This window comes from Pseudomonas sp. R3.Fl, assembly GCF_023516765.1.
Lineage (GTDB): Bacteria > Pseudomonadota > Gammaproteobacteria > Pseudomonadales > Pseudomonadaceae > Pseudomonas > Pseudomonas citronellolis.
The window spans coordinates 2,884,234-2,902,376 of the sequence record NZ_JAMGSO010000001.1 but is presented as its reverse complement, the minus strand read 5'-3'; the positions used below and the strand labels follow the sequence as shown (position 1 = coordinate 2,902,376).

The 18,143-nt window shown below is 61.7% G+C and carries 14 protein-coding genes, 2 tRNA genes and 3 rRNA genes; 10 read left to right on the top strand and 9 right to left on the bottom strand.

All coding sequences use genetic code 11. The features are described 5' to 3' along the window. Nucleotides 1–114: 114 nt before the first annotated feature. Both M8R19_RS12720 and speD read left to right on the top strand, forming a co-directional pair. A complete protein-coding gene (locus M8R19_RS12720) occupies nt 115–537 on the top strand; it encodes an OsmC family protein (protein WP_249917960.1) in 423 nt (140 codons plus the stop codon). Nucleotides 538–759: 222 nt separating this feature from the next. After that, on the top strand, nt 760–1,554 hold the full coding sequence (gene speD / locus M8R19_RS12715) for an adenosylmethionine decarboxylase (protein ID WP_009615665.1): 795 nt from the start codon (nt 760–762) through the stop codon (nt 1,552–1,554). Between the two features lie 149 nt (nt 1,555–1,703). Here the strand turns inward: speD and coq7 are convergent, their stop codons facing one another. From coq7 to hemJ, 6 genes are all read right to left on the bottom strand, one after another. Next, nucleotides 1,704–2,351 (bottom strand): 2-polyprenyl-3-methyl-6-methoxy-1,4-benzoquinone monooxygenase, encoded by a 648-nt coding sequence (gene coq7 / locus M8R19_RS12710; protein ID WP_058073245.1) that lies wholly within the window; start codon nt 2,349–2,351, stop codon nt 1,704–1,706. A 98-nt stretch (nt 2,352–2,449) separates the two neighbouring features. Next, nucleotides 2,450–2,788, bottom strand: a complete 339-nt coding sequence (locus M8R19_RS12705; RefSeq protein ID WP_009615667.1) for a histidine triad nucleotide-binding protein — start codon at nt 2,786–2,788, stop codon at nt 2,450–2,452. A 77-nt stretch (nt 2,789–2,865) separates the two neighbouring features. After that, nucleotides 2,866–3,657, bottom strand: a complete 792-nt coding sequence (locus tag M8R19_RS12700) for an SDR family NAD(P)-dependent oxidoreductase (protein WP_249917959.1) — start codon at nt 3,655–3,657, stop codon at nt 2,866–2,868. A gap of 52 nt (nt 3,658–3,709) precedes the next feature. Further along, on the bottom strand, nt 3,710–4,804 hold the full coding sequence (locus M8R19_RS12695; protein WP_249917958.1) for a DUF805 domain-containing protein: 1,095 nt from the start codon (nt 4,802–4,804) through the stop codon (nt 3,710–3,712). 103 nt (nt 4,805–4,907) lie between these two features. Beyond that, nucleotides 4,908–5,876 carry an NAD(P)H-dependent flavin oxidoreductase gene (locus tag M8R19_RS12690; protein ID WP_249917957.1) on the bottom strand — a complete coding sequence of 323 codons (969 nt, stop codon included), beginning with the start codon at nt 5,874–5,876 and terminating at the stop codon, nt 4,908–4,910. Nucleotides 5,877–5,895: 19 nt separating this feature from the next. Then, nucleotides 5,896–6,318 carry a protoporphyrinogen oxidase HemJ gene (gene hemJ, locus M8R19_RS12685; protein WP_173427880.1) on the bottom strand — a complete coding sequence of 141 codons (423 nt, stop codon included), beginning with the start codon at nt 6,316–6,318 and terminating at the stop codon, nt 5,896–5,898. A 188-nt stretch (nt 6,319–6,506) separates the two neighbouring features. Between hemJ and argC the strand changes: the two genes are divergently transcribed. Then, on the top strand, nt 6,507–7,541 hold the full coding sequence (argC, locus tag M8R19_RS12680) for an N-acetyl-gamma-glutamyl-phosphate reductase (protein ID WP_249917956.1): 1,035 nt from the start codon (nt 6,507–6,509) through the stop codon (nt 7,539–7,541). Nucleotides 7,542–7,687: 146 nt separating this feature from the next. Then, complete coding sequence (gene erpA / locus M8R19_RS12675; protein ID WP_009615673.1) at nt 7,688–8,038, top strand: iron-sulfur cluster insertion protein ErpA; 351 nt, start codon at nt 7,688–7,690, stop codon at nt 8,036–8,038. Nucleotides 8,039–8,088: 50 nt separating this feature from the next. On the opposite strand, the gene M8R19_RS12670 is transcribed toward erpA, so the two are convergent. Beyond that, nucleotides 8,089–9,180 carry an anhydro-N-acetylmuramic acid kinase gene (locus M8R19_RS12670; RefSeq protein ID WP_249917955.1) on the bottom strand — a complete coding sequence of 364 codons (1,092 nt, stop codon included), beginning with the start codon at nt 9,178–9,180 and terminating at the stop codon, nt 8,089–8,091. Nucleotides 9,181–9,183: 3 nt separating this feature from the next. Then, a complete protein-coding gene (locus M8R19_RS12665) occupies nt 9,184–10,638 on the bottom strand; it encodes a peptidoglycan DD-metalloendopeptidase family protein (RefSeq protein WP_249917954.1) in 1,455 nt (484 codons plus the stop codon). A gap of 185 nt (nt 10,639–10,823) precedes the next feature. Here M8R19_RS12665 and tyrS point away from each other — a divergent pair, with 185 nt between their 5' ends. Further along, a complete protein-coding gene (gene tyrS, locus M8R19_RS12660; protein ID WP_074984260.1) occupies nt 10,824–12,023 on the top strand; it encodes a tyrosine--tRNA ligase in 1,200 nt (399 codons plus the stop codon). 124 nt (nt 12,024–12,147) lie between these two features. Here tyrS and M8R19_RS12655 read toward each other — a convergent pair whose 3' ends face one another. Continuing rightward, entirely contained in the window at nt 12,148–12,420 is a 273-nt protein-coding gene (locus tag M8R19_RS12655) for a hypothetical protein (protein WP_249917953.1), read from the bottom strand. A 136-nt stretch (nt 12,421–12,556) separates the two neighbouring features. On the opposite strand from M8R19_RS12655, the gene M8R19_RS12650 reads away from it, so the two are divergent. The 5 genes from M8R19_RS12650 to rrf all read left to right on the top strand — a co-directional run bounded on the left by M8R19_RS12650 (nt 12,557) and on the right by rrf (nt 17,797). Next, nucleotides 12,557–14,093, top strand: a 16S ribosomal RNA gene (locus tag M8R19_RS12650). A gap of 148 nt (nt 14,094–14,241) precedes the next feature. Next, nucleotides 14,242–14,318 (top strand) — tRNA-Ile (locus tag M8R19_RS12645). A gap of 27 nt (nt 14,319–14,345) precedes the next feature. Beyond that, nucleotides 14,346–14,421, top strand: a tRNA-Ala gene (locus M8R19_RS12640). Nucleotides 14,422–14,657: 236 nt separating this feature from the next. Beyond that, a 23S ribosomal RNA gene (locus tag M8R19_RS12635) occupies nt 14,658–17,547 on the top strand. A 134-nt stretch (nt 17,548–17,681) separates the two neighbouring features. Next, nucleotides 17,682–17,797 (top strand): 5S ribosomal RNA (gene rrf, locus M8R19_RS12630). The 16S, 23S and 5S rRNA genes sit together here with 2 tRNA genes alongside, the layout of an rRNA operon. Nucleotides 17,798–18,143 lie beyond the last annotated feature (346 nt).

Below are 18,143 nucleotides of genomic sequence, written 5' to 3'. Positions count from 1 at the left end.
AGCATAATAGAACGTTAAGGTGTCAGGGCTCGAATTGAGACCTGGTCAACATCGCCGGGCATTCCAGGCCTTGTGATAAGCTGTCGCCCCCTTTTTTCCGGCGGAAGCCTTTGCATGAAAGCGAGAATCCAGTGGGCCGGCGAGGCCATGTTCCTCGGTGAATCCGGCAGCGGTCATGTGGTGGTGATGGACGGTCCGCCCGATGCCGGTGGCCGCAACCTGGGCGTGCGCCCGATGGAGATGCTGCTGCTCGGCCTGGGCGGCTGCACCAACTTCGACGTGGTCAGCATCCTGAAGAAGGGCCGCCAGCCGGTGGAGAGCTGCGAGGCCTTCCTCGAGGCCGATCGCGCCGGCGAGGACCCGAAGGTGTTCACCAGGATCCACGTGCACTTCGTGGTCAAGGGCCGTGGCCTGAAGGAAGCCCAGGTCAAGCGCGCCGTCGAGCTGTCGGCGGAGAAGTACTGCTCGGCCTCGATCATGCTCGGCCGCGCGGGCGTGGAGATCACCCACGACTACGAGCTCGTCGAGCTCGGCTGACATCCTCTCGTCACGGGATCGTCATGGCGGTGGCGTAAAGGCTGGCAGAGGTCGCCCGACCTCTGCATAATGCGCCACCTTTTTTCGGGGCCAGGCCCCAAACCAAGCAACCACAATCGCCAACGCGAAGAGGTGTAAACCGTCCTACGCAGGTGCGCCGTAAGCATCTGACGGGCATGCTCAACCACGCGGCAGAGCCGCATTGAAGAGAGTTCCCCCACGGTGAAAAGCAAACTCAAGCTCCACGGGTTCAACAACCTGACGAAGACCTTGAGCTTCAACATCTATGACATCTGCTACGCCGAGACGCCGGAAGACCAGCAGGCGTACGTGCAGTACATCGACGAAGAGTACGATGCCGAGCGCCTGACGCAGATCCTCACCGATGTTGTCGACATCATCGGCGCCAACATCCTGAACATCGCCCGTCAGGACTACGACCCCCAAGGCGCCAGCGTTACCATCCTGATCTCCGAGCAGCCGGTCACCCCGACCGACAGCCAGATCGAGGAATCCCCCGGGCCGCTACCGGAAACCATCCTGGCGCACCTGGACAAGAGCCACATCACCGTGCACACCTACCCGGAGATCCATCCGGTGGAAGGCATCGCGACCTTCCGGGTGGACATCGACGTTTCCACCTGCGGGGTGATCTCGCCGCTGAAGGCGCTCAACTACCTGATCCACCAGTTCGACTCGGACATCGTCACCGTGGACTACCGCGTGCGCGGCTTCACCCGCGACGTGGAGGGCAAGAAGCACTTCATCGACCACGAGATCAACTCGATCCAGAACTACCTCTCCGACGACACGTACGAGGCCTACCAGATGACCGACGTGAACGTGTACCAGGAGAACCTGTTCCACACCAAGATGCTGCTCAAGCAGTTCGACCTGGACAACTACCTGTTCGGCGACGCCACGAGCAACCTCTCGCCGGAGCAGCGCAAGCAGGTGGAAGAGCGCGTCCGCCACGAGATGCTGGAGATCTTCTACGGTCGCAACATGCCGCACTGAGGCGGCAGGCAAGAGCGAAGCTGTGGATAGGCCTCACCTGTAGGAGCGAGCTTGCTCGCGAAGCGGCCCCGTCGCGGAGTCGTTCGCGAGCAAGAACTAGGCGTCCCCCTCGATCCTACGAAGAGCTCGTCGCGCTGTTCGCCTGAAGCCTAGATGCGGTAGGTGGTCTTGGTCATCACCTTGGACAGCAGCGTCATGCCGAACTTGACCGGCGCCGGGAAGCGCAGGCCGCCGGCCTCGATGGCGTTGCTGGCGTGCTGCTCCTCGTCGATGCGCATCTGCTCGAGGATGGCGCGGCTCTTCTGATCCTCGGCCGGCAGTTGTTCCAGGTGTTCGTCGAGGTGCTTGCACACCTGGTCCTCGGTGGCCGCGACGAAGCCCAGGCTCATGCGGTCGCTGATCAGCCCCGCCGCCGCGCCGACGCCGAAGGACAGGCCATAGAACAGCGGGTTGAGCAGGCTCGGGCGGCTGCCCAGTTCGCGGATGCGCTGTTCGCACCAGGCCAGGTGGTCGACCTCCTCGTCGGCGGCTTCCTCCATGGCCTTGCGCACGTGCGGCAGCTTGGCCGTCAGCGCCTGGCCCTGGTACAGCGCCTGGGCGCAGACCTCGCCGGTGTGGTTGATGCGCATCAGCCCGGCGATGTGGCGGCTGTCGGCTTCGTCGAGCTCGGCGTCGGGCTGCACGATGGCCGGCGACGGACGTGCCGGGTGACCGCTGAAGGGCAGCAGGGTGCGCAGCGCGGCATCGGCCTGCAGCAGGAAGCGGTCGGCGGGGGAGTAGTGACGGTCGGCGGACATGGCGCACCTCCGAAAGGGAAAACAGCGGCCAGTTTAACGGATTGCCGATGACAGGTCTTGCGGCGGGGCGCCTGCGTGGCCGCCCCGCGCCTGGCGGCTCAGCCCGGCGGCCAGTGCATCTGGCGCTGGCCGAGCACGTGCATGTGGATGTGGTGCACGGTCTGGCCGCCCAGGTCGTTGCAGTTCATCACCACGCGGAAGCCTTCCGCGCAGCCCTGCTCGGCGGCCAGGCGCTGGGCGGTGAGGAGGATGTGCCCGGCCAGCGGCTTGTCGGCTTCCTCCAGGTCGTTGAGGGTGGCGATGTGGCGTTTCGGCACCACCAGGAAATGCACCGGCGCCTGCGGGCCGATATCGTGGAAGGCGATGACCTGGTCGTCTTCGTAGAGCTTGCGCGCCGGGATTTCCCCCGCGGCGATCTTGCAGAACAGGCAGTCCATGGGATGTTCTCCGGTAGGGGGCGATGGTCCGCAGTTTAGCCGGCCGCGGCCGGGGAACCCAGCCTGGCGCGCTGGGGCTACGGGTTGGGCAACACCGAGCGGTTGGCTCGCCCGGTGATCCAGCGCACCAGCCAGCGCGGCGCCAGGCGCGGGCTCCAGGCCATCAGGCGGTTGCGCCAGCCGGGAATGATGATGGCCTTGTTGCGCCGCAGGGCCTTCACCGTGATCAGCGCCACTTCCTCGGGGCTCATCATCAGCTTGCTGCCGTCCAGGCGGGCGGCCTCCACGCTGGCATTGCGGAAGAAGGCCGTGCGCGTCGGCCCCGGGCACAGCACCGAGACCTTCACGCCGTGGCGCTTGAGCTCGGAGCGCAGCGCCTCGGACAGGTGCAGGACGTAGGCCTTGCTGGCGTAGTAGTTGCTCATCCAGGGGCCGGGCATGAAGCCGACCACCGAAGCCACGTTGAGGATCTGCCCGCCGCCGCTGCGCGCCATCTGCCCGCCGATGGCATGGCACAGGCGCGCCAGGGCGAGGACGTTGAGCTCGATCATCTCCTGCTCGCGGGACCAGTCCTGCTCGACGAAGGCGCCGCCGCTGCCGAAGCCGGCATTGTTCACCAGCAGCTCGATCTGCCGGCCGGACTGCTCCAGCTCATGCAGCAGCCCGGACAGCTGCAGCGGCTCGGACAGGTCGCAGATACGGAACAGCACGTCCACGCCGAAACGCTGGGCCAGCTCGTAGGCGATGCTTTCCAGGGCATCGCGCTGGCGCGCCACCAGGATCAGGGCCTGGCCGCGGCGCGCCAGGGCCTCGGCCAGGGCGAGGCCGATACCGCTGGAGGCGCCGGTGATCAGGGCATAGCGTGGCATCGATGGGTCTCCGGAATGGGGCGCGGATTCTAGCGCGCCCCATTGCCGTGGGCTATTGCTCCGAGGGCTCGTCGGCTTCCACGGCGGTAGCGTCCTCGTCGCTCTCGTCGTAGGCCTGGGATTCGGCGCTTGCGGCCGAGTCGTAGCTCTGGTCCTGGCTGTAGGCCGCTTCCTGGGCACGGGTGAGATAGCCCTGGTAGGCCGGGATGGCGATCGCGGCGAGGATACCGATGATGGGCACCAGGATCGACGCCCAGGCCAGGGCCACTACGCCACGGCTGTTCGGCGGCGGTGGCGGGCCGTAGCGGTTGGCGCCGACTGTGCCCGGCACCAGTAGCATCAGCAGCGCCATGACGCTGCCCACCACGGGAACGAAGTTGAGCAGCCACAGCCAGCCGGACCAGCCGATGTCGTGCAGGCGCTGCACGCCGAAGAAAATGCTGATCACGGCCATGCCGACGCAGGCGGCGATCAGCACCAGTCCGCCCAGCGTGTGGGAAACCGCGGTGAGGGCGGCGAACAGTGCGAAGGCCGGGATCAGGGCGAGGATCATGCCCATGCTCCAGCCCAGGTAGCGCACCCGGCCGATGCGGCCCTGGACCGTGAAGTACTGCAGTTCGCCATATTCCGGCAGCGCCTCGCCGACCGGCGCCTGCGGGGTGGCGTAGGGCGACTGGGCGCGTGGCGCGGCGGGGGCCGGCTCCGCGGGTTGCGTGGCGGCCAGCTCGGCCTGGCGCGCCAGGTACTTGTCGATGATGATGCCGCAGGCGCCGCACTCGCTGGCTTTGGCCTGCTCGTGGCCGCACTTCGGGCAGGCCATCCGCTGGTCATTGGCCGCCTGCTCCGTGGCTGCCGCGGCCTGGGTCTCGGCACTGGGATGATCCTCGGTCTCCACCAGCGACAGGCTGGAGGCCAGGTCGGATTCCTTGCGCGCCTGGGCGCCGGCATTGTGCAGGGCCTGCAGGTACTTGTCGGCCTCGCCCTCGGAAAGGTCGCGCTTGAGCACGACCAGTTGCCCGCTGAACAACGCCTCGATGCGCGCCAGGTCGCTCTTGAACAGGCGGGCGAGGTTCTCCTTGGCGGTTTCCAGCGGCGTTTGCGGCATCAGCGTGCCGTCGAACACGATCTTGTAGCGCGGTTCATCCATCGAGGGGCGTCCTTGTCGGTTGATTGGGCTGCAGCTTTTGGCTACAGCCTAATCGCAGGCCCTGAGGGCAACAAGCCAGCATGCGTGGATTTGCGAGCCCCGTTCAGGGGCGCAGCAGGCTGGGCAGGGCGCCGCCGCGCTGGAGCGCGTCGCGGTATTCCTGGTCCAGGCGCGCCACCAGCTCGTCCACCGACGGCAGGTCGCTGATGTTGCCCACGCCCTGGCCGGCAGACCAGACCGTCTTCCAGGCTTTGGCCTCGTCGTTGACCGGCTTGAGTTTCTCGCCGTAGTTGAGTTCGCCCTTCTCGTTCAGGCGCGCCATGTCGAAGCCGGCGGCCTCCAGGCTCTGGCGCATGAAGCTGGCCGGCACGCCGGAGACCGCGGGGGTGTGGATGATGTCGGCGGCGCGGGCTTCCAGCAGCATCTTCTTGTAGGCGGTGGAGGCGTTGCTCTCGCGGGTGGCGATGAAGCGCGTGCCGAGGTAGGCGAGGTCGGCGCCGAGGATCTGCGCCGCCAGGATCTCGTGCCCGCGGTTGATGCAGCCCGCCAGCAGCAGCGTCTTGTCGAAGAACTGGCGGATCTCCGCGACCAGCGCGAAGGGGCTCCAGGTGCCGGCATGGCCGCCGGCGCCGGCGGCCACCGCGATGAGCCCGTCGACCCCGGCTTCGGCGGCCTTCTCCGCATGGCGGCGGGTGGTCACGTCATGGAACACCAGGCCGCCATAGCTGTGCACCGCGTCGACCACCTCGCGCACCGCACCCAGGCTGGTGATGACGATGGGCACGCGGTACTCCACGCACAGCGCAAGGTCCGCCTGCAGGCGCGGGTTGCTGTGGTGGACGATGAGGTTCACGGCGTAGGGCGCCGCTTGCGGGGCGTTGGCCAGGCCGGCCTCGATCTCTTCCAGCCAGGCCTTGAAACCGCTGCTCTCGCGCTGGTTCAGCGCCGGGAAGCTGCCGACGATGCCGCTGTGGCAGCAGGCCAGCACCAGTTGCGGGTTGGACACCAGGAACATGGGCGCCGCCACCAGGGGCAGGCGCAGACGGCGGTCGAGCAGGGCGGGCAGGGACATGGGAGGCTCCGGACAGGATTCAGAAAGGTTTGACCACTACCAGAATGACGATGGCCAGCAGGAAAAGCACAGGGACTTCGTTGAACCAGCGGAAGAACACGTGGCTGCGGCGGTTCTCGCCACGGGCGAAGCGCTTGAGCATGGCGCCGCAGGCGTGGTGGTAGCCGATCAGCAGGACCACCAGGGTCAGCTTGGCGTGCAGCCAGCCCTGGCTCAGCCAGCCCGGGGTCAGGTAGAGCATCCAGGCGCCGAGGAGGATGGTGAGGATCATCGACGGGCCCATGATGCCGCGGTACAGCTTGCGCTCCATCACCTGGAAGCGCTCGCGGCTGGCGGCATCCTCGCTCATAGCGTGGTAGACGAACAGGCGCGGCAGGTAGAACAGGCCGGCGAACCAGCAGACCACTGCGACTATGTGCAGGGCCTTTATCCACAGATACAGCATCGATAGCTCCTCGGGTCACGGTTGCGCTGATAGTAGTGGCAGCCCCGTGCCAGCGTCACCCCCGCGAAGCCGAGCGCCCCTGCCGGCGACTCGTCGCCCGCGGCGCTTCGGCCTGTTCATGCGGGGCCCGCGCTCTTATCATTGGCGGTTCTGAGTGAGCCCCTTATTGGCGGAGTGACGGACAGATGATCAAGGTCGGTATCGTAGGTGGTACGGGTTACACGGGTGTGGAGCTGCTGCGCCTGCTGGCCCAGCATCCCGAGGCGCGCGTCGAGGTGATCACCTCGCGCTCCGAGGAGGGCGTGAAGGTCGCCGAGATGTACCCGAACCTGCGAGGCCACTACGACTACCTGTCCTTCAGCGTGCCGGACGTGCAGCGCCTGGGCGCCTGCGACGTGGTGTTCTTCGCCACCCCGCACGGCGTGGCCCATGCCCTGGCCGGCGAGCTGCTGGCCACCGGCACCCGCGTCATCGACCTGTCCGCCGACTTCCGCCTGCAGGATGCCGAGGAATGGGCCAAGTGGTACGGCCAGCCCCACGGCGCGCCGCAACTGCTGCCCGAAGCCGTCTACGGCCTGCCGGAAGTGAACCGCGAGGCGATCAAATCGGCGCGCCTGATCGCCGTGCCCGGCTGCTACCCGACCGCCGCCCAGCTGGGCTTCATCCCGCTGCTGGAAGCCGGCCTGGTCGATACCTCGCGGCTGATCGCCGACTGCAAATCCGGCGTCAGCGGTGCCGGCCGCGGCGCCAAGGTCGGTTCGCTGTTCTGCGAGGCCGGCGAGAGCATGATGGCCTACTCGGTCAAGGGCCACCGCCACCTGCCGGAAATCAGCCAGGGCCTGCGCCGCGCCGCCAAGGGCGATGTCGGCCTGACCTTCGTTCCGCACCTGACGCCGATGATCCGCGGCATCCACGCCACCCTCTACGCCCAGGTGGCCGATCGCGGCGTGGACCTGCAGAAGCTGTTCGAGGAGCGTTACGCCAACGAACCCTTCGTCGACGTGATGCCGGCCGGCAGCCACCCGGAGACCCGTAGCGTGCGCGGCGCCAACGTCTGCCGCATCGCCGTGCACCGTCCGCAGGGCGGCGACCTGGTGGTGGTGCTGTCGGTGATCGACAACCTGGTCAAGGGCGCTTCCGGCCAGGCGATCCAGAACATGAACATCCTCTTCGGCCTGGACGAGCGCCTCGGCCTGTCCAACGTGGCCCTGCTGCCCTGAGGTTGGCCCCGGGCTCCCGCTGCGGGAGCCCGTCCCGAAGGATGTTCGACGAAGGATTGACCTGGCTTAGTTGACCATTTTTCTCGGGTAAGCGGATAATAGCCCGCAATGTTGTAACGTACGGCTTCGGCCGGGAGACATCTGACATGACCATCGAGACCTTCACCCCCACCCCGCTGATCTTCTCCAACGGGGCCGCGCACAAGGTGAAGACGCTGATCGACGAAGAAGGCAATCCGCGTCTGAAACTGCGCGTCTTCGTCACCGGCGGCGGCTGCTCGGGCTTCCAGTACGGCTTCACCTTCGACGAGGACACCGCGGACGACGACACCGTGGTGGAACGCGATGGTGTCAGCCTGGTGGTCGACCCGATGAGCTTCCAGTACCTCGCCGGCGCCGAGGTGGACTACCAGGAAGGCCTGGAAGGTTCGCGCTTCGTGATCAAGAACCCGAACGCCGCCACCACCTGCGGGTGCGGACAGTCGTTCTCGATCTGAGTCGGCCGTAATGACGAAACGCCGCGCATCTGCGCGGCGTTTTCGTTTGTTCAGGCGGGGTAGAGGGCGCCGAGTATCCGTGGCCCGGCCGCGCCTGTGACTTCCGGGCGGTTGCCGGGCAGGCGCTGGAGGAAACGGTGCGCCAGCCAGGCGAAGGCCATGGCCTCCATCCATTCCGGCGCCACGCCATATTCCGCAGTACTGGCCACCTTCGCCCTGGGCAGGTGCGCCGCCAGGCGCGCCATGAATGCGCCATTGAAGGCGCCGCCGCCGCATACCAGTACTTCTTCGCAGCCCGGCTGTGCGTGCAGCAGGGATTCGGCGATGCTGCGGGCGCTGAGCTCCAGCAGGGTGGCCTGCACGTCCTCGGCGGGCAGGACGGGGCCTTCGGCCAGCTTCGCCTTCAGCCAGGGCAGGTTGAAACGTTCGCGCCCGGTGCTCTTCGGCCCGCGGGTGGCGAAGAAGTCGTCGGCGAGGAAGCGCTGCAGCAGTCCGTCATTCACCTGGCCGCTGGCCGCCCAGGCGCCGTCGCGGTCATAGGATTCGCCGCGCTGGTCGTGGATCCAACTGTCCAGCAGCACGTTGCCCGGTCCGCAGTCAAAGCCGCGTACCGGCTCGCCCGGGGCGAGCAGCGAGACGTTGCTGAAGCCGCCGACGTTCAATACGGCTCGCAGCTTTTCGTTGCCGAACAGCGCCTGGTGGAAGGCCGGGACCAGCGGCGCGCCCTGGCCACCTGCGGCCAGGTCGCGGCGGCGGAAGTCGGCCACCACGTCGATGCCGGTCAGCTCGGCGAGCAGGGCGGGATTGTCGATCTGCACGGTGAAGCCGCGCTGCGGCTCGTGGCGCACGGTCTGACCGTGGCTGCCGATGGCGCGGATGGCTTGCGGCGGCAATTGCTGGCGCTGCAGCAGTTCCAGGATGCCCTGGGCGGCGAGCCGTACCCAGGCATTCTCGGCGCAGGCACCGCGGGCGATCTCGTCGGGGCCGCTGGCGCACAGGGCCAGGAGTTCGGCGCGCAGGTCCGCGGGCATAGGGAGGTAGTGGGAGGCGAGCAGGGTGGTGGAATCCTCACCCTGCTCGACCAGGGCGATGTCCAGGCCATCGAGGCTGGTGCCGGACATCACTCCCAGGTAGAGCGCCATGGCTCAGCGCTGCTGCTCTTGTTGCTTGTTCATGGCCAGGGAGGTGGGCTTCTCCTGGTCCATGCGCGCCATCAGCGGCTGGGTCTGGGCCAGGAAACGCTTGCGGTCCGGGCCGGCCAGCGGGTCGGCCATCGGCAGCTTGGCGCTCAGCGGGTCGACGTACTGGCCGTTGACATGGAACTCGTAGTGCAGGTGCGGGCCGGTGGCCAGGCCGGTCATGCCGACGTAGCCGATGATCTGCCCCTGCTTGACCGCGACGCCGCTGCGGATGCCCTTGGCGAAGCGGCTCATGTGGCCGTAGACGGTCTGGTAGGTCGAGCCGTGCTGGATGACCACCGCGTTGCCGTAGCCGCCCTTGCGCCCGGCCTCGAGCACCTTGCCGTCGCCGGTGGCCTTGATCGGCGTGCCGATGGGCGCGGCGTAGTCGACGCCCTTGTGCGCGCGGATTTTGTTCAGGATCGGGTGCAGGCGCCCCATGGAGAAGCGCGAGCTGATGCGGGCGAAGTCCACCGGGGTGCGGATGAACGCCTTGCGCATGCTGGTGCCGTCGGCGCGGTAGTAGCTGGTGTTGCCGGTCTTGTTGGTGAAGCGCACCGCGGTGTATTCCTTGCCGCGGTTGATGAAGCGCGCGGCGAGGATGTTGCCGGTGTCCACCTGGCGGCCGTTGACCACCTTCTTCTCGTAGATCACGTCGAACTGGTCGCCTTCGCGCAGGTCGAGGGCGAAGTCGATGTCGTAGCCGAAGATGTTCGCCAGGGCCATGATCAGGTCATGGGACAGGCCGGCTTCCTTGCCCGCGGTGAACAGCGAGCTGTCGATGCGGCCATGGGCGTAGGCGGTGTGCACATCCGGCTTGACCAGGTCGCGCTTGAACGCATAGCCCTTGGCGGACTTGTTCAGGCTGATGGTCTCCAGGTCGCTCTGCTTGATGCGTAGGCTCTGCAGCTCGCCTTGCGGGCTGATCAGGAACTCGACTTCGTGGCCGACGTCCAGGCGGGTGAACTGCTTGGCGTCCTTGCTGCTGGCCAGCACGTCGTGCACCAGGCCGGCCGGCAGGCCAGCCTTGGCGAAGACGGTGGAAAGGGTGTCGCCCTTGCCCACGGTCACGCGTTTCCACGCCGGTTCGGCGGGCGTGGCGGGTTGGGTGTCGTTGGAAGCCTTGAGTTCTTTCTTTTCTTCTTCCGCGTCTTTTCCGGCGCGGTTGTCGTCGTTCTGCCCTTCGATCCGTGCGAAGGGAGAATCGCTGTTCTCGGTGACCTGCGGGCTTCGCAGGTCGTCCTTTTCCTGAATGATGCGGTCGGAACCGCCGTCCAGCTCCAGATTGAGCGTGGTCTTCTTCGCCTCGACTTCACTCGAGGGGAACACCAGCAGAGCCAGGCTGAGGAGCGCTGCTACACCGCTTGCGGCCAGCAGATGGCTCTTCGGATAGTAGGGCGCTTTCTGATTCGATTGCGTCATGGCATGAGTGGTGTTTTTGGAATGTGAAATAACTGCCTAAAATATAACCAAATTCCCCTCGAAGCAAGTCTATCGCCCAGGGTTTGACGCCATTTCCCCGTACGCCGGGCAAAACTTGTTTTTAGTGCCCGATCTTGTATGGTTGGTTCCCTTTTGATTGCCGGAAAAACGGAACGGGAACTGTGATGAAGTCGGTCGAAGAGCAGCTGGCGCTGATCAAGCGTGGTGCGGATGAACTTCTGGTGGAGGCTGAGCTGGTCGAGAAGCTCAAGCGCGGCCAGCCACTGCGGATCAAGGCGGGTTTCGACCCGACCGCGCCGGACCTGCACCTCGGGCATACCGTCCTCATTAATAAGCTGCGTCAGTTCCAGGACCTCGGTCATCAGGTGATCTTCCTCATCGGGGACTTCACCGGGATGATCGGCGACCCCAGCGGCAAGAGCGCCACCCGTCCGCCGCTGACCCGCGAGCAGGTGCTGGAGAACGCCGAGACATACAAATCCCAGGTCTTCAAGATCCTCGACCCGGCCAGGACCGAGGTGGCATTCAACTCCACCTGGATGGACAAGCTGACTCCGGCCGATTTCATTCGTCTCGCCTCCCAGTACACCGTCGCCCGTATGCTCGAGCGCGATGACTTCAGCAAACGCTATGCCAGCAATCAGTCCATCGCCATCCACGAGTTCCTCTATCCGCTGGTGCAGGGCTACGACTCGGTGGCGCTGCGCGCCGACGTGGAGCTGGGCGGTACCGACCAGAAGTTCAACCTGCTCATGGGGCGCGAGCTGCAGCGCGCCTATGACCAGGAGCCGCAGTGCATCCTGACCATGCCGCTGCTGGAAGGCCTGGATGGCGTGAAGAAGATGTCCAAGTCCCTGGGCAACTACATCGGCATTCAGGAAGCGCCGGGTGTCATGTACAGCAAGCTCGTTTCCATTCCGGACACTTTGATGTGGCGTTACTTCGAGCTGCTCAGCTTCCGCTCGATGGACGAGATCAATGCCCTGCGCAAGGATGTCGAGGCTGGTGCCAACCCGCGTGACGTCAAGATCAAGCTGGCGGAAGAGATCGTCGCCCGCTTCCATGGCGAAGAAGCCGCCGCCAATGCCCACAAGTCCGCAGGCAATCGCCTGAAGGAAGGCGAACTGCCGGAAGACATCCCGGAAGTGGAAGTGGCCGCCACCGAGGACCTTCCCATCGGCGCCGTGCTGAACCGTGCCGGCCTGGTGAAGAACTCCGCCGTGGCTCGCGACCTGCTGGGCGCTGGTGGCGTGCGTATCGATGGCCATGCCGTGGATCGCAGCTTCGTCTTCAAGGTCGGTGCTACTCATATAGTGCAGGCCGGCAAGAAGGCGTTCGCGAAGGTCACTTTGCTGGCCGAGTGAAAACTTTCAGAAAAGTGTTGACGGGCATTCTGAAGTCCCTATAATGCGCACCACTCCCAGCGATGAAGCGCTGAAAGAGCTTGAAAATCAAGCACTTAAGCAGGTTCGAAGTTGAGAGTGGTGATCAGGCAGGTGATTCACTTGCCGCCTTTGGGTTCGACAGCTGCTCCGGCAGCGAGCCAAAAGGAAGATCGCCGAGGTGCTTGACAGCGAGTTTGTTCGCTGTAGAATGCGCCTCCCGCTGACGAGAAGCTCCGGCCGATCGACAGCGCAAGCGGTTGAGTAGGAACGAAAAATTCTGAAAATAACGCTTGACGAAATAAGAGGTTGGCGTAGAATGCGCGGCCTCGGTTGAGACGAAAGCCTTAACCAACTGCTCTTTAACAAGTTGAATCAAGCAATTCGTGTGGGTGCTTGTGAGCTAAGACTGGTGATCGCAAGATTATCAGCATCACAAGTAACACTCGTGAATTCGAGAGTTTTTTGCGATTGCTGAGCCAAGTTTAGGGTTTTCTCAAAACCCGATCAGTATTGAACTGAAGAGTTTGATCATGGCTCAGATTGAACGCTGGCGGCAGGCCTAACACATGCAAGTCGAGCGGATGAAGGGAGCTTGCTTCTGGATTCAGCGGCGGACGGGTGAGTAATGCCTAGGAATCTGCCTGGTAGTGGGGGACAACGTTCCGAAAGGAGCGCTAATACCGCATACGTCCTACGGGAGAAAGTGGGGGATCTTCGGACCTCACGCTATCAGATGAGCCTAGGTCGGATTAGCTAGTAGGTGGGGTAATGGCTCACCTAGGCGACGATCCGTAACTGGTCTGAGAGGATGATCAGTCACACTGGAACTGAGACACGGTCCAGACTCCTACGGGAGGCAGCAGTGGGGAATATTGGACAATGGGCGAAAGCCTGATCCAGCCATGCCGCGTGTGTGAAGAAGGTCTTCGGATTGTAAAGCACTTTAAGTTGGGAGGAAGGGCAGTAAGTTAATACCTTGCTGTTTTGACGTTACCAACAGAATAAGCACCGGCTAACTTCGTGCCAGCAGCCGCGGTAATACGAAGGGTGCAAGCGTTAATCGGAATTACTGGGCGTAAAGCGCGCGTAGGTGGTTTGGTAAGATGGATGTGAAATCCCCGGGCTCAACCTGGGAACTGCATCCATAACTGCCTGACTAGAGTACGGTAGAGGGTGGTGGAATTTCCTGTGTAGCGGTGAAATGCGTAGATATAGGAAGGAACACCAGTGGCGAAGGCGACCACCTGGACTGATACTGACACTGAGGTGCGAAAGCGTGGGGAGCAAACAGGATTAGATACCCTGGTAGTCCACGCCGTAAACGATGTCGACTAGCCGTTGGGATCCTTGAGATCTTAGTGGCGCAGCTAACGCGATAAGTCGACCGCCTGGGGAGTACGGCCGCAAGGTTAAAACTCAAATGAATTGACGGGGGCCCGCACAAGCGGTGGAGCATGTGGTTTAATTCGAAGCAACGCGAAGAACCTTACCTGGCCTTGACATGTCCGGAATCCTGCAGAGATGCGGGAGTGCCTTCGGGAATCGGAACACAGGTGCTGCATGGCTGTCGTCAGCTCGTGTCGTGAGATGTTGGGTTAAGTCCCGTAACGAGCGCAACCCTTGTCCTTAGTTACCAGCACGTTATGGTGGGCACTCTAAGGAGACTGCCGGTGACAAACCGGAGGAAGGTGGGGATGACGTCAAGTCATCATGGCCCTTACGGCCAGGGCTACACACGTGCTACAATGGTCGGTACAGAGGGTTGCCAAGCCGCGAGGTGGAGCTAATCCCAGAAAACCGATCGTAGTCCGGATCGCAGTCTGCAACTCGACTGCGTGAAGTCGGAATCGCTAGTAATCGTGAATCAGAATGTCACGGTGAATACGTTCCCGGGCCTTGTACACACCGCCCGTCACACCATGGGAGTGGGTTGCTCCAGAAGTAGCTAGTCTAACCGCAAGGGGGACGGTTACCACGGAGTGATTCATGACTGGGGTGAAGTCGTAACAAGGTAGCCGTAGGGGAACCTGCGGCTGGATCACCTCCTTAATCGATGATCTCAGCTTTCTCATAAGCTCCCACACGAATTGCTTGATTCACTGGTTAGACGATTAGGTTGTTGCTCGGTTGGTTAGAGCGCACCCCAGGCTCTTGGATTGAGAGTAGGGTGAGGTCGACCTGCAGGGCCGAAACGATTGGGTCTGTAGCTCAGTTGGTTAGAGCGCACCCCTGATAAGGGTGAGGTCGGCAGTTCGAATCTGCCCAGACCCACCAATTGTTGTGGTGGTGCCTTGATCTGATGGGGCCATAGCTCAGCTGGGAGAGCGCCTGCTTTGCACGCAGGAGGTCAGGAGTTCGATCCTCCTTGGCTCCACCATCTTCCGCAATCGTCGTAAAGCTCAGACAGGAATGTTCGATAGAACGAACCTTGCTGTCTGGTCTTTGTACCGGAACCGTTCTTTAAAAATTTGGGTATGTGATAGAAGTAGACTGAATGATCTCTTTCACTGGTGATCATTCAAGTCAAGGTAAAATTTGCGAGTTCAAGCGCGAATTTTCGGCGAATGTCGTCTTCACGTTCGAGACGTATGACCAGATTGCTTGGGGTTATATGGTCAAGTGAAGAAGCGCATACGGTGGATGCCTTGGCAGTCAGAGGCGATGAAAGACGTGGTAGCCTGCGATAAGCTTCGGGGAGTCGGCAAACAGACTTTGATCCGGAGATCTCTGAATGGGGGAACCCAGCCAGCACAAGCTGGTTATCACACACTGAATCCATAGGTGTGTGAGGCGAACCAGGGGAACTGAAACATCTAAGTACCCTGAGGAACAGAAATCAACCGAGATTCCCTTAGTAGTGGCGAGCGAACGGGGACTAGCCCTTAAGCTTCTTAGAATCTAACAGAACGCTCTGGAAAGTGCGGCCATAGTGGGTGATAGCCCCGTATGTGAAAGGTTCTAGGAAGTGAAATCGAGTAGGACGGCGCACGTGAAACGTTGTCTGAACATGGGGGGACCATCCTCCAAGGCTAAATACTACTGACTGACCGATAGTGAACCAGTACCGTGAGGGAAAGGCGAAAAGAACCCCGGAGAGGGGAGTGAAATAGAACCTGAAACCGTATGCGTACAAGCAGTGGGAGCCCACTTGTTGGGTGACTGCGTACCTTTTGTATAATGGGTCAGCGACTTATATTCAGTGGCGAGCTTAACCGAATAGGGGAGGCGTAGCGAAAGCGAGTCTTAATAGGGCGTTTAGTCGCTGGGTATAGACCCGAAACCGGGCGATCTATCCATGAGCAGGTTGAAGGTTAGGTAACACTGACTGGAGGACCGAACCCACTCCCGTTGAAAAGGTAGGGGATGACTTGTGGATCGGAGTGAAAGGCTAATCAAGCTCGGAGATAGCTGGTTCTCCTCGAAAGCTATTTAGGTAGCGCCTCACGTATCACTCCAGGGGGTAGAGCACTGTTTCGGCTAGGGGGTCATCCCGACTTACCAAACCGATGCAAACTCCGAATACCTGGAAGTGTCAGCGTGGGAGACACACGGCGGGTGCTAACGTCCGTCGTGAAAAGGGAAACAACCCAGACCGTCAGCTAAGGTCCCAAAGTTGTGGTTAAGTGGTAAACGATGTGGGAAGGCTTAGACAGCTAGGAGGTTGGCTTAGAAGCAGCCACCCTTTAAAGAAAGCGTAATAGCTCACTAGTCGAGTCGGCCTGCGCGGAAGATGTAACGGGGCTCAAACCACACACCGAAGCTACGGGTGCATCGTAAGATGCGCGGTAGAGGAGCGTTCTGTAAGCCTGTGAAGGTGAGTTGAGAAGCTTGCTGGAGGTATCAGAAGTGCGAATGCTGACATGAGTAACGACAATGGGAGTGAAAAACTCCCACGCCGAAAGACCAAGGGTTCCTGCGCAACGTTAATCGACGCAGGGTTAGTCGGCCCCTAAGGCGAGGCAGAAATGCGTAGTCGATGGGAAACAGGTTAATATTCCTGTACTTCTAGTTACTGCGATGGAGGGACGGAGAAGGCTAGGCCAGCTTGGCGTTGGTTGTCCAAGTTTAAGGTTGTAGGCTGGGCACTTAGGCAAATCCGGGTGTTCAAGGCCGAGAGCTGATGACGAGCTTTCTTTTAGAGAGCGAAGTGGTTGATGCCATGCTTCCAGGAAAAGCTTCTAAGCTTCAGGTAACTAGGAACCGTACCCGAAACCGACACAGGTGGTCGGGTAGAGAATACCAAGGCGCTTGAGAGAACTCGGGTGAAGGAACTAGGCAAAATGGCACCGTAACTTCGGGAGAAGGTGCGCCGGTGAGGGTGAAGTATTTACTGCGTAAGCCCACGCCGGTCGAAGATACCAGGCCGCTGCGACTGTTTATTAAAAACACAGCACTCTGCAAACACGAAAGTGGACGTATAGGGTGTGACGCCTGCCCGGTGCCGGAAGGTTAATTGATGGGGTTAGCGAAAGCGAAGCTCTTGATCGAAGCCCCGGTAAACGGCGGCCGTAACTATAACGGTCCTAAGGTAGCGAAATTCCTTGTCGGGTAAGTTCCGACCTGCACGAATGGCGTAACGATGGCGGCGCTGTCTCCACCCGAGACTCAGTGAAATTGAAATCGCTGTGAAGATGCAGTGTATCCGCGGCTAGACGGAAAGACCCCGTGAACCTTTACTGTAGCTTTGCACTGGACTTTGAGCCTGCTTGTGTAGGATAGGTGGGAGGCTTTGAAGCGTGGACGCCAGTTCGCGTGGAGCCAACCTTGAAATACCACCCTGGCATGCTTGAGGTTCTAACTCTGATCCGTTATCCGGATCGAGGACAGTGTATGGTGGGCAGTTTGACTGGGGCGGTCTCCTCCTAAAGAGTAACGGAGGAGTACGAAGGTGCGCTCAGACCGGTCGGAAATCGGTCGTAGAGTATAAAGGCAAAAGCGCGCTTGACTGCGAGACAGACACGTCGAGCAGGTACGAAAGTAGGTCTTAGTGATCCGGTGGTTCTGTATGGAAGGGCCATCGCTCAACGGATAAAAGGTACTCCGGGGATAACAGGCTGATACCGCCCAAGAGTTCATATCGACGGCGGTGTTTGGCACCTCGATGTCGGCTCATCACATCCTGGGGCTGAAGCCGGTCCCAAGGGTATGGCTGTTCGCCATTTAAAGTGGTACGCGAGCTGGGTTTAGAACGTCGTGAGACAGTTCGGTCCCTATCTGCCGTGGACGTTTGAGATTTGAGAGGGGCTGCTCCTAGTACGAGAGGACCGGAGTGGACGAACCTCTGGTGTTCCGGTTGTCACGCCAGTGGCACTGCCGGGTAGCTATGTTCGGAATAGATAACCGCTGAAAGCATCTAAGCGGGAAACTAGCCTCAAGATGAGATCTCACTGGGAACTTGATTCCCCTGAAGGGCCGTCGAAGACTACGACGTTGATAGGTCGGGTGTGTAAGCGCTGTGAGGCGTTGAGCTAACCGATACTAATTGCCCGTGAGGCTTGACCATATAACACCCAAACAATTTGTGTGTTGGACGGTGAAGTCGACGAACCGAAAGTTTGTGTGAACCGCAAAGAAGACCTGTCACATACCCGAATCTGGATGAGCGTGTGCGCAAGCCACGAGCATCCGAAAGAATTGCTTGACGACCATAGAGCGTTGGAACCACCTGATCCCATCCCGAACTCAGCAGTGAAACGACGCATCGCCGATGGTAGTGTGGGGTTTCCCCATGTGAGAGTAGGTCATCGTCAAGCACCTATCCCAAAACCCCTGATCAGCCTGGCTGGTCGGGGGTTTTGCTTTGGGGCGCGGAAAAGCCGGGGCGATGGGAGCAGATACCCGCGCCATTGCATTCCCCTTGTAGGAGCGCGCCCTGCGCGCGATATCGCGGGCAGGGCCCGCTCCTACAGGGGGGCGGGGCCATGGTGATGGGTATCGCTGCGCTCAACGCCATCCTGCGAGGGTGTGTCTCCTGCGCCCGTAGGAGTAATTGTCTACAGACTGTAGTGCTCTTCGTAGGAGCGAGCTTGCTCGCGAACAGAATCCTCGAAGGGGCTCATTCGCGAGCAAGCTCGCTCCTACAGGCGGGTTCGGACCCCG

What these genes read in the sequence shown, in the direction of transcription:
- M8R19_RS12720 (WP_249917960.1), top strand. Translation starts at nt 115, where the DNA reads ATGAAAGCGAGAATCCAGTGGGCCGGCGAGGCCATGTTCCTCGGTGAA.
- coq7 (WP_058073245.1), bottom strand. Translation starts at nt 2,351, where the DNA reads ATGTCCGCCGACCGTCACTACTCCCCCGCCGACCGCTTCCTGCTGCAG.
- M8R19_RS12705 (WP_009615667.1), bottom strand. Translation starts at nt 2,788, where the DNA reads ATGGACTGCCTGTTCTGCAAGATCGCCGCGGGGGAAATCCCGGCGCGC.
- M8R19_RS12700 (WP_249917959.1), bottom strand. Translation starts at nt 3,657, where the DNA reads ATGCCACGCTATGCCCTGATCACCGGCGCCTCCAGCGGTATCGGCCTC.
- M8R19_RS12695 (WP_249917958.1), bottom strand. Translation starts at nt 4,804, where the DNA reads ATGGATGAACCGCGCTACAAGATCGTGTTCGACGGCACGCTGATGCCG.
- M8R19_RS12690 (WP_249917957.1), bottom strand. Translation starts at nt 5,876, where the DNA reads ATGTCCCTGCCCGCCCTGCTCGACCGCCGTCTGCGCCTGCCCCTGGTG.
- argC (WP_249917956.1), top strand. Translation starts at nt 6,507, where the DNA reads ATGATCAAGGTCGGTATCGTAGGTGGTACGGGTTACACGGGTGTGGAG.
- erpA (WP_009615673.1), top strand. Translation starts at nt 7,688, where the DNA reads ATGACCATCGAGACCTTCACCCCCACCCCGCTGATCTTCTCCAACGGG.
- M8R19_RS12670 (WP_249917955.1), bottom strand. Translation starts at nt 9,180, where the DNA reads ATGGCGCTCTACCTGGGAGTGATGTCCGGCACCAGCCTCGATGGCCTG.
- M8R19_RS12665 (WP_249917954.1), bottom strand. Translation starts at nt 10,638, where the DNA reads ATGACGCAATCGAATCAGAAAGCGCCCTACTATCCGAAGAGCCATCTG.
- tyrS (WP_074984260.1), top strand. Translation starts at nt 10,824, where the DNA reads ATGAAGTCGGTCGAAGAGCAGCTGGCGCTGATCAAGCGTGGTGCGGAT.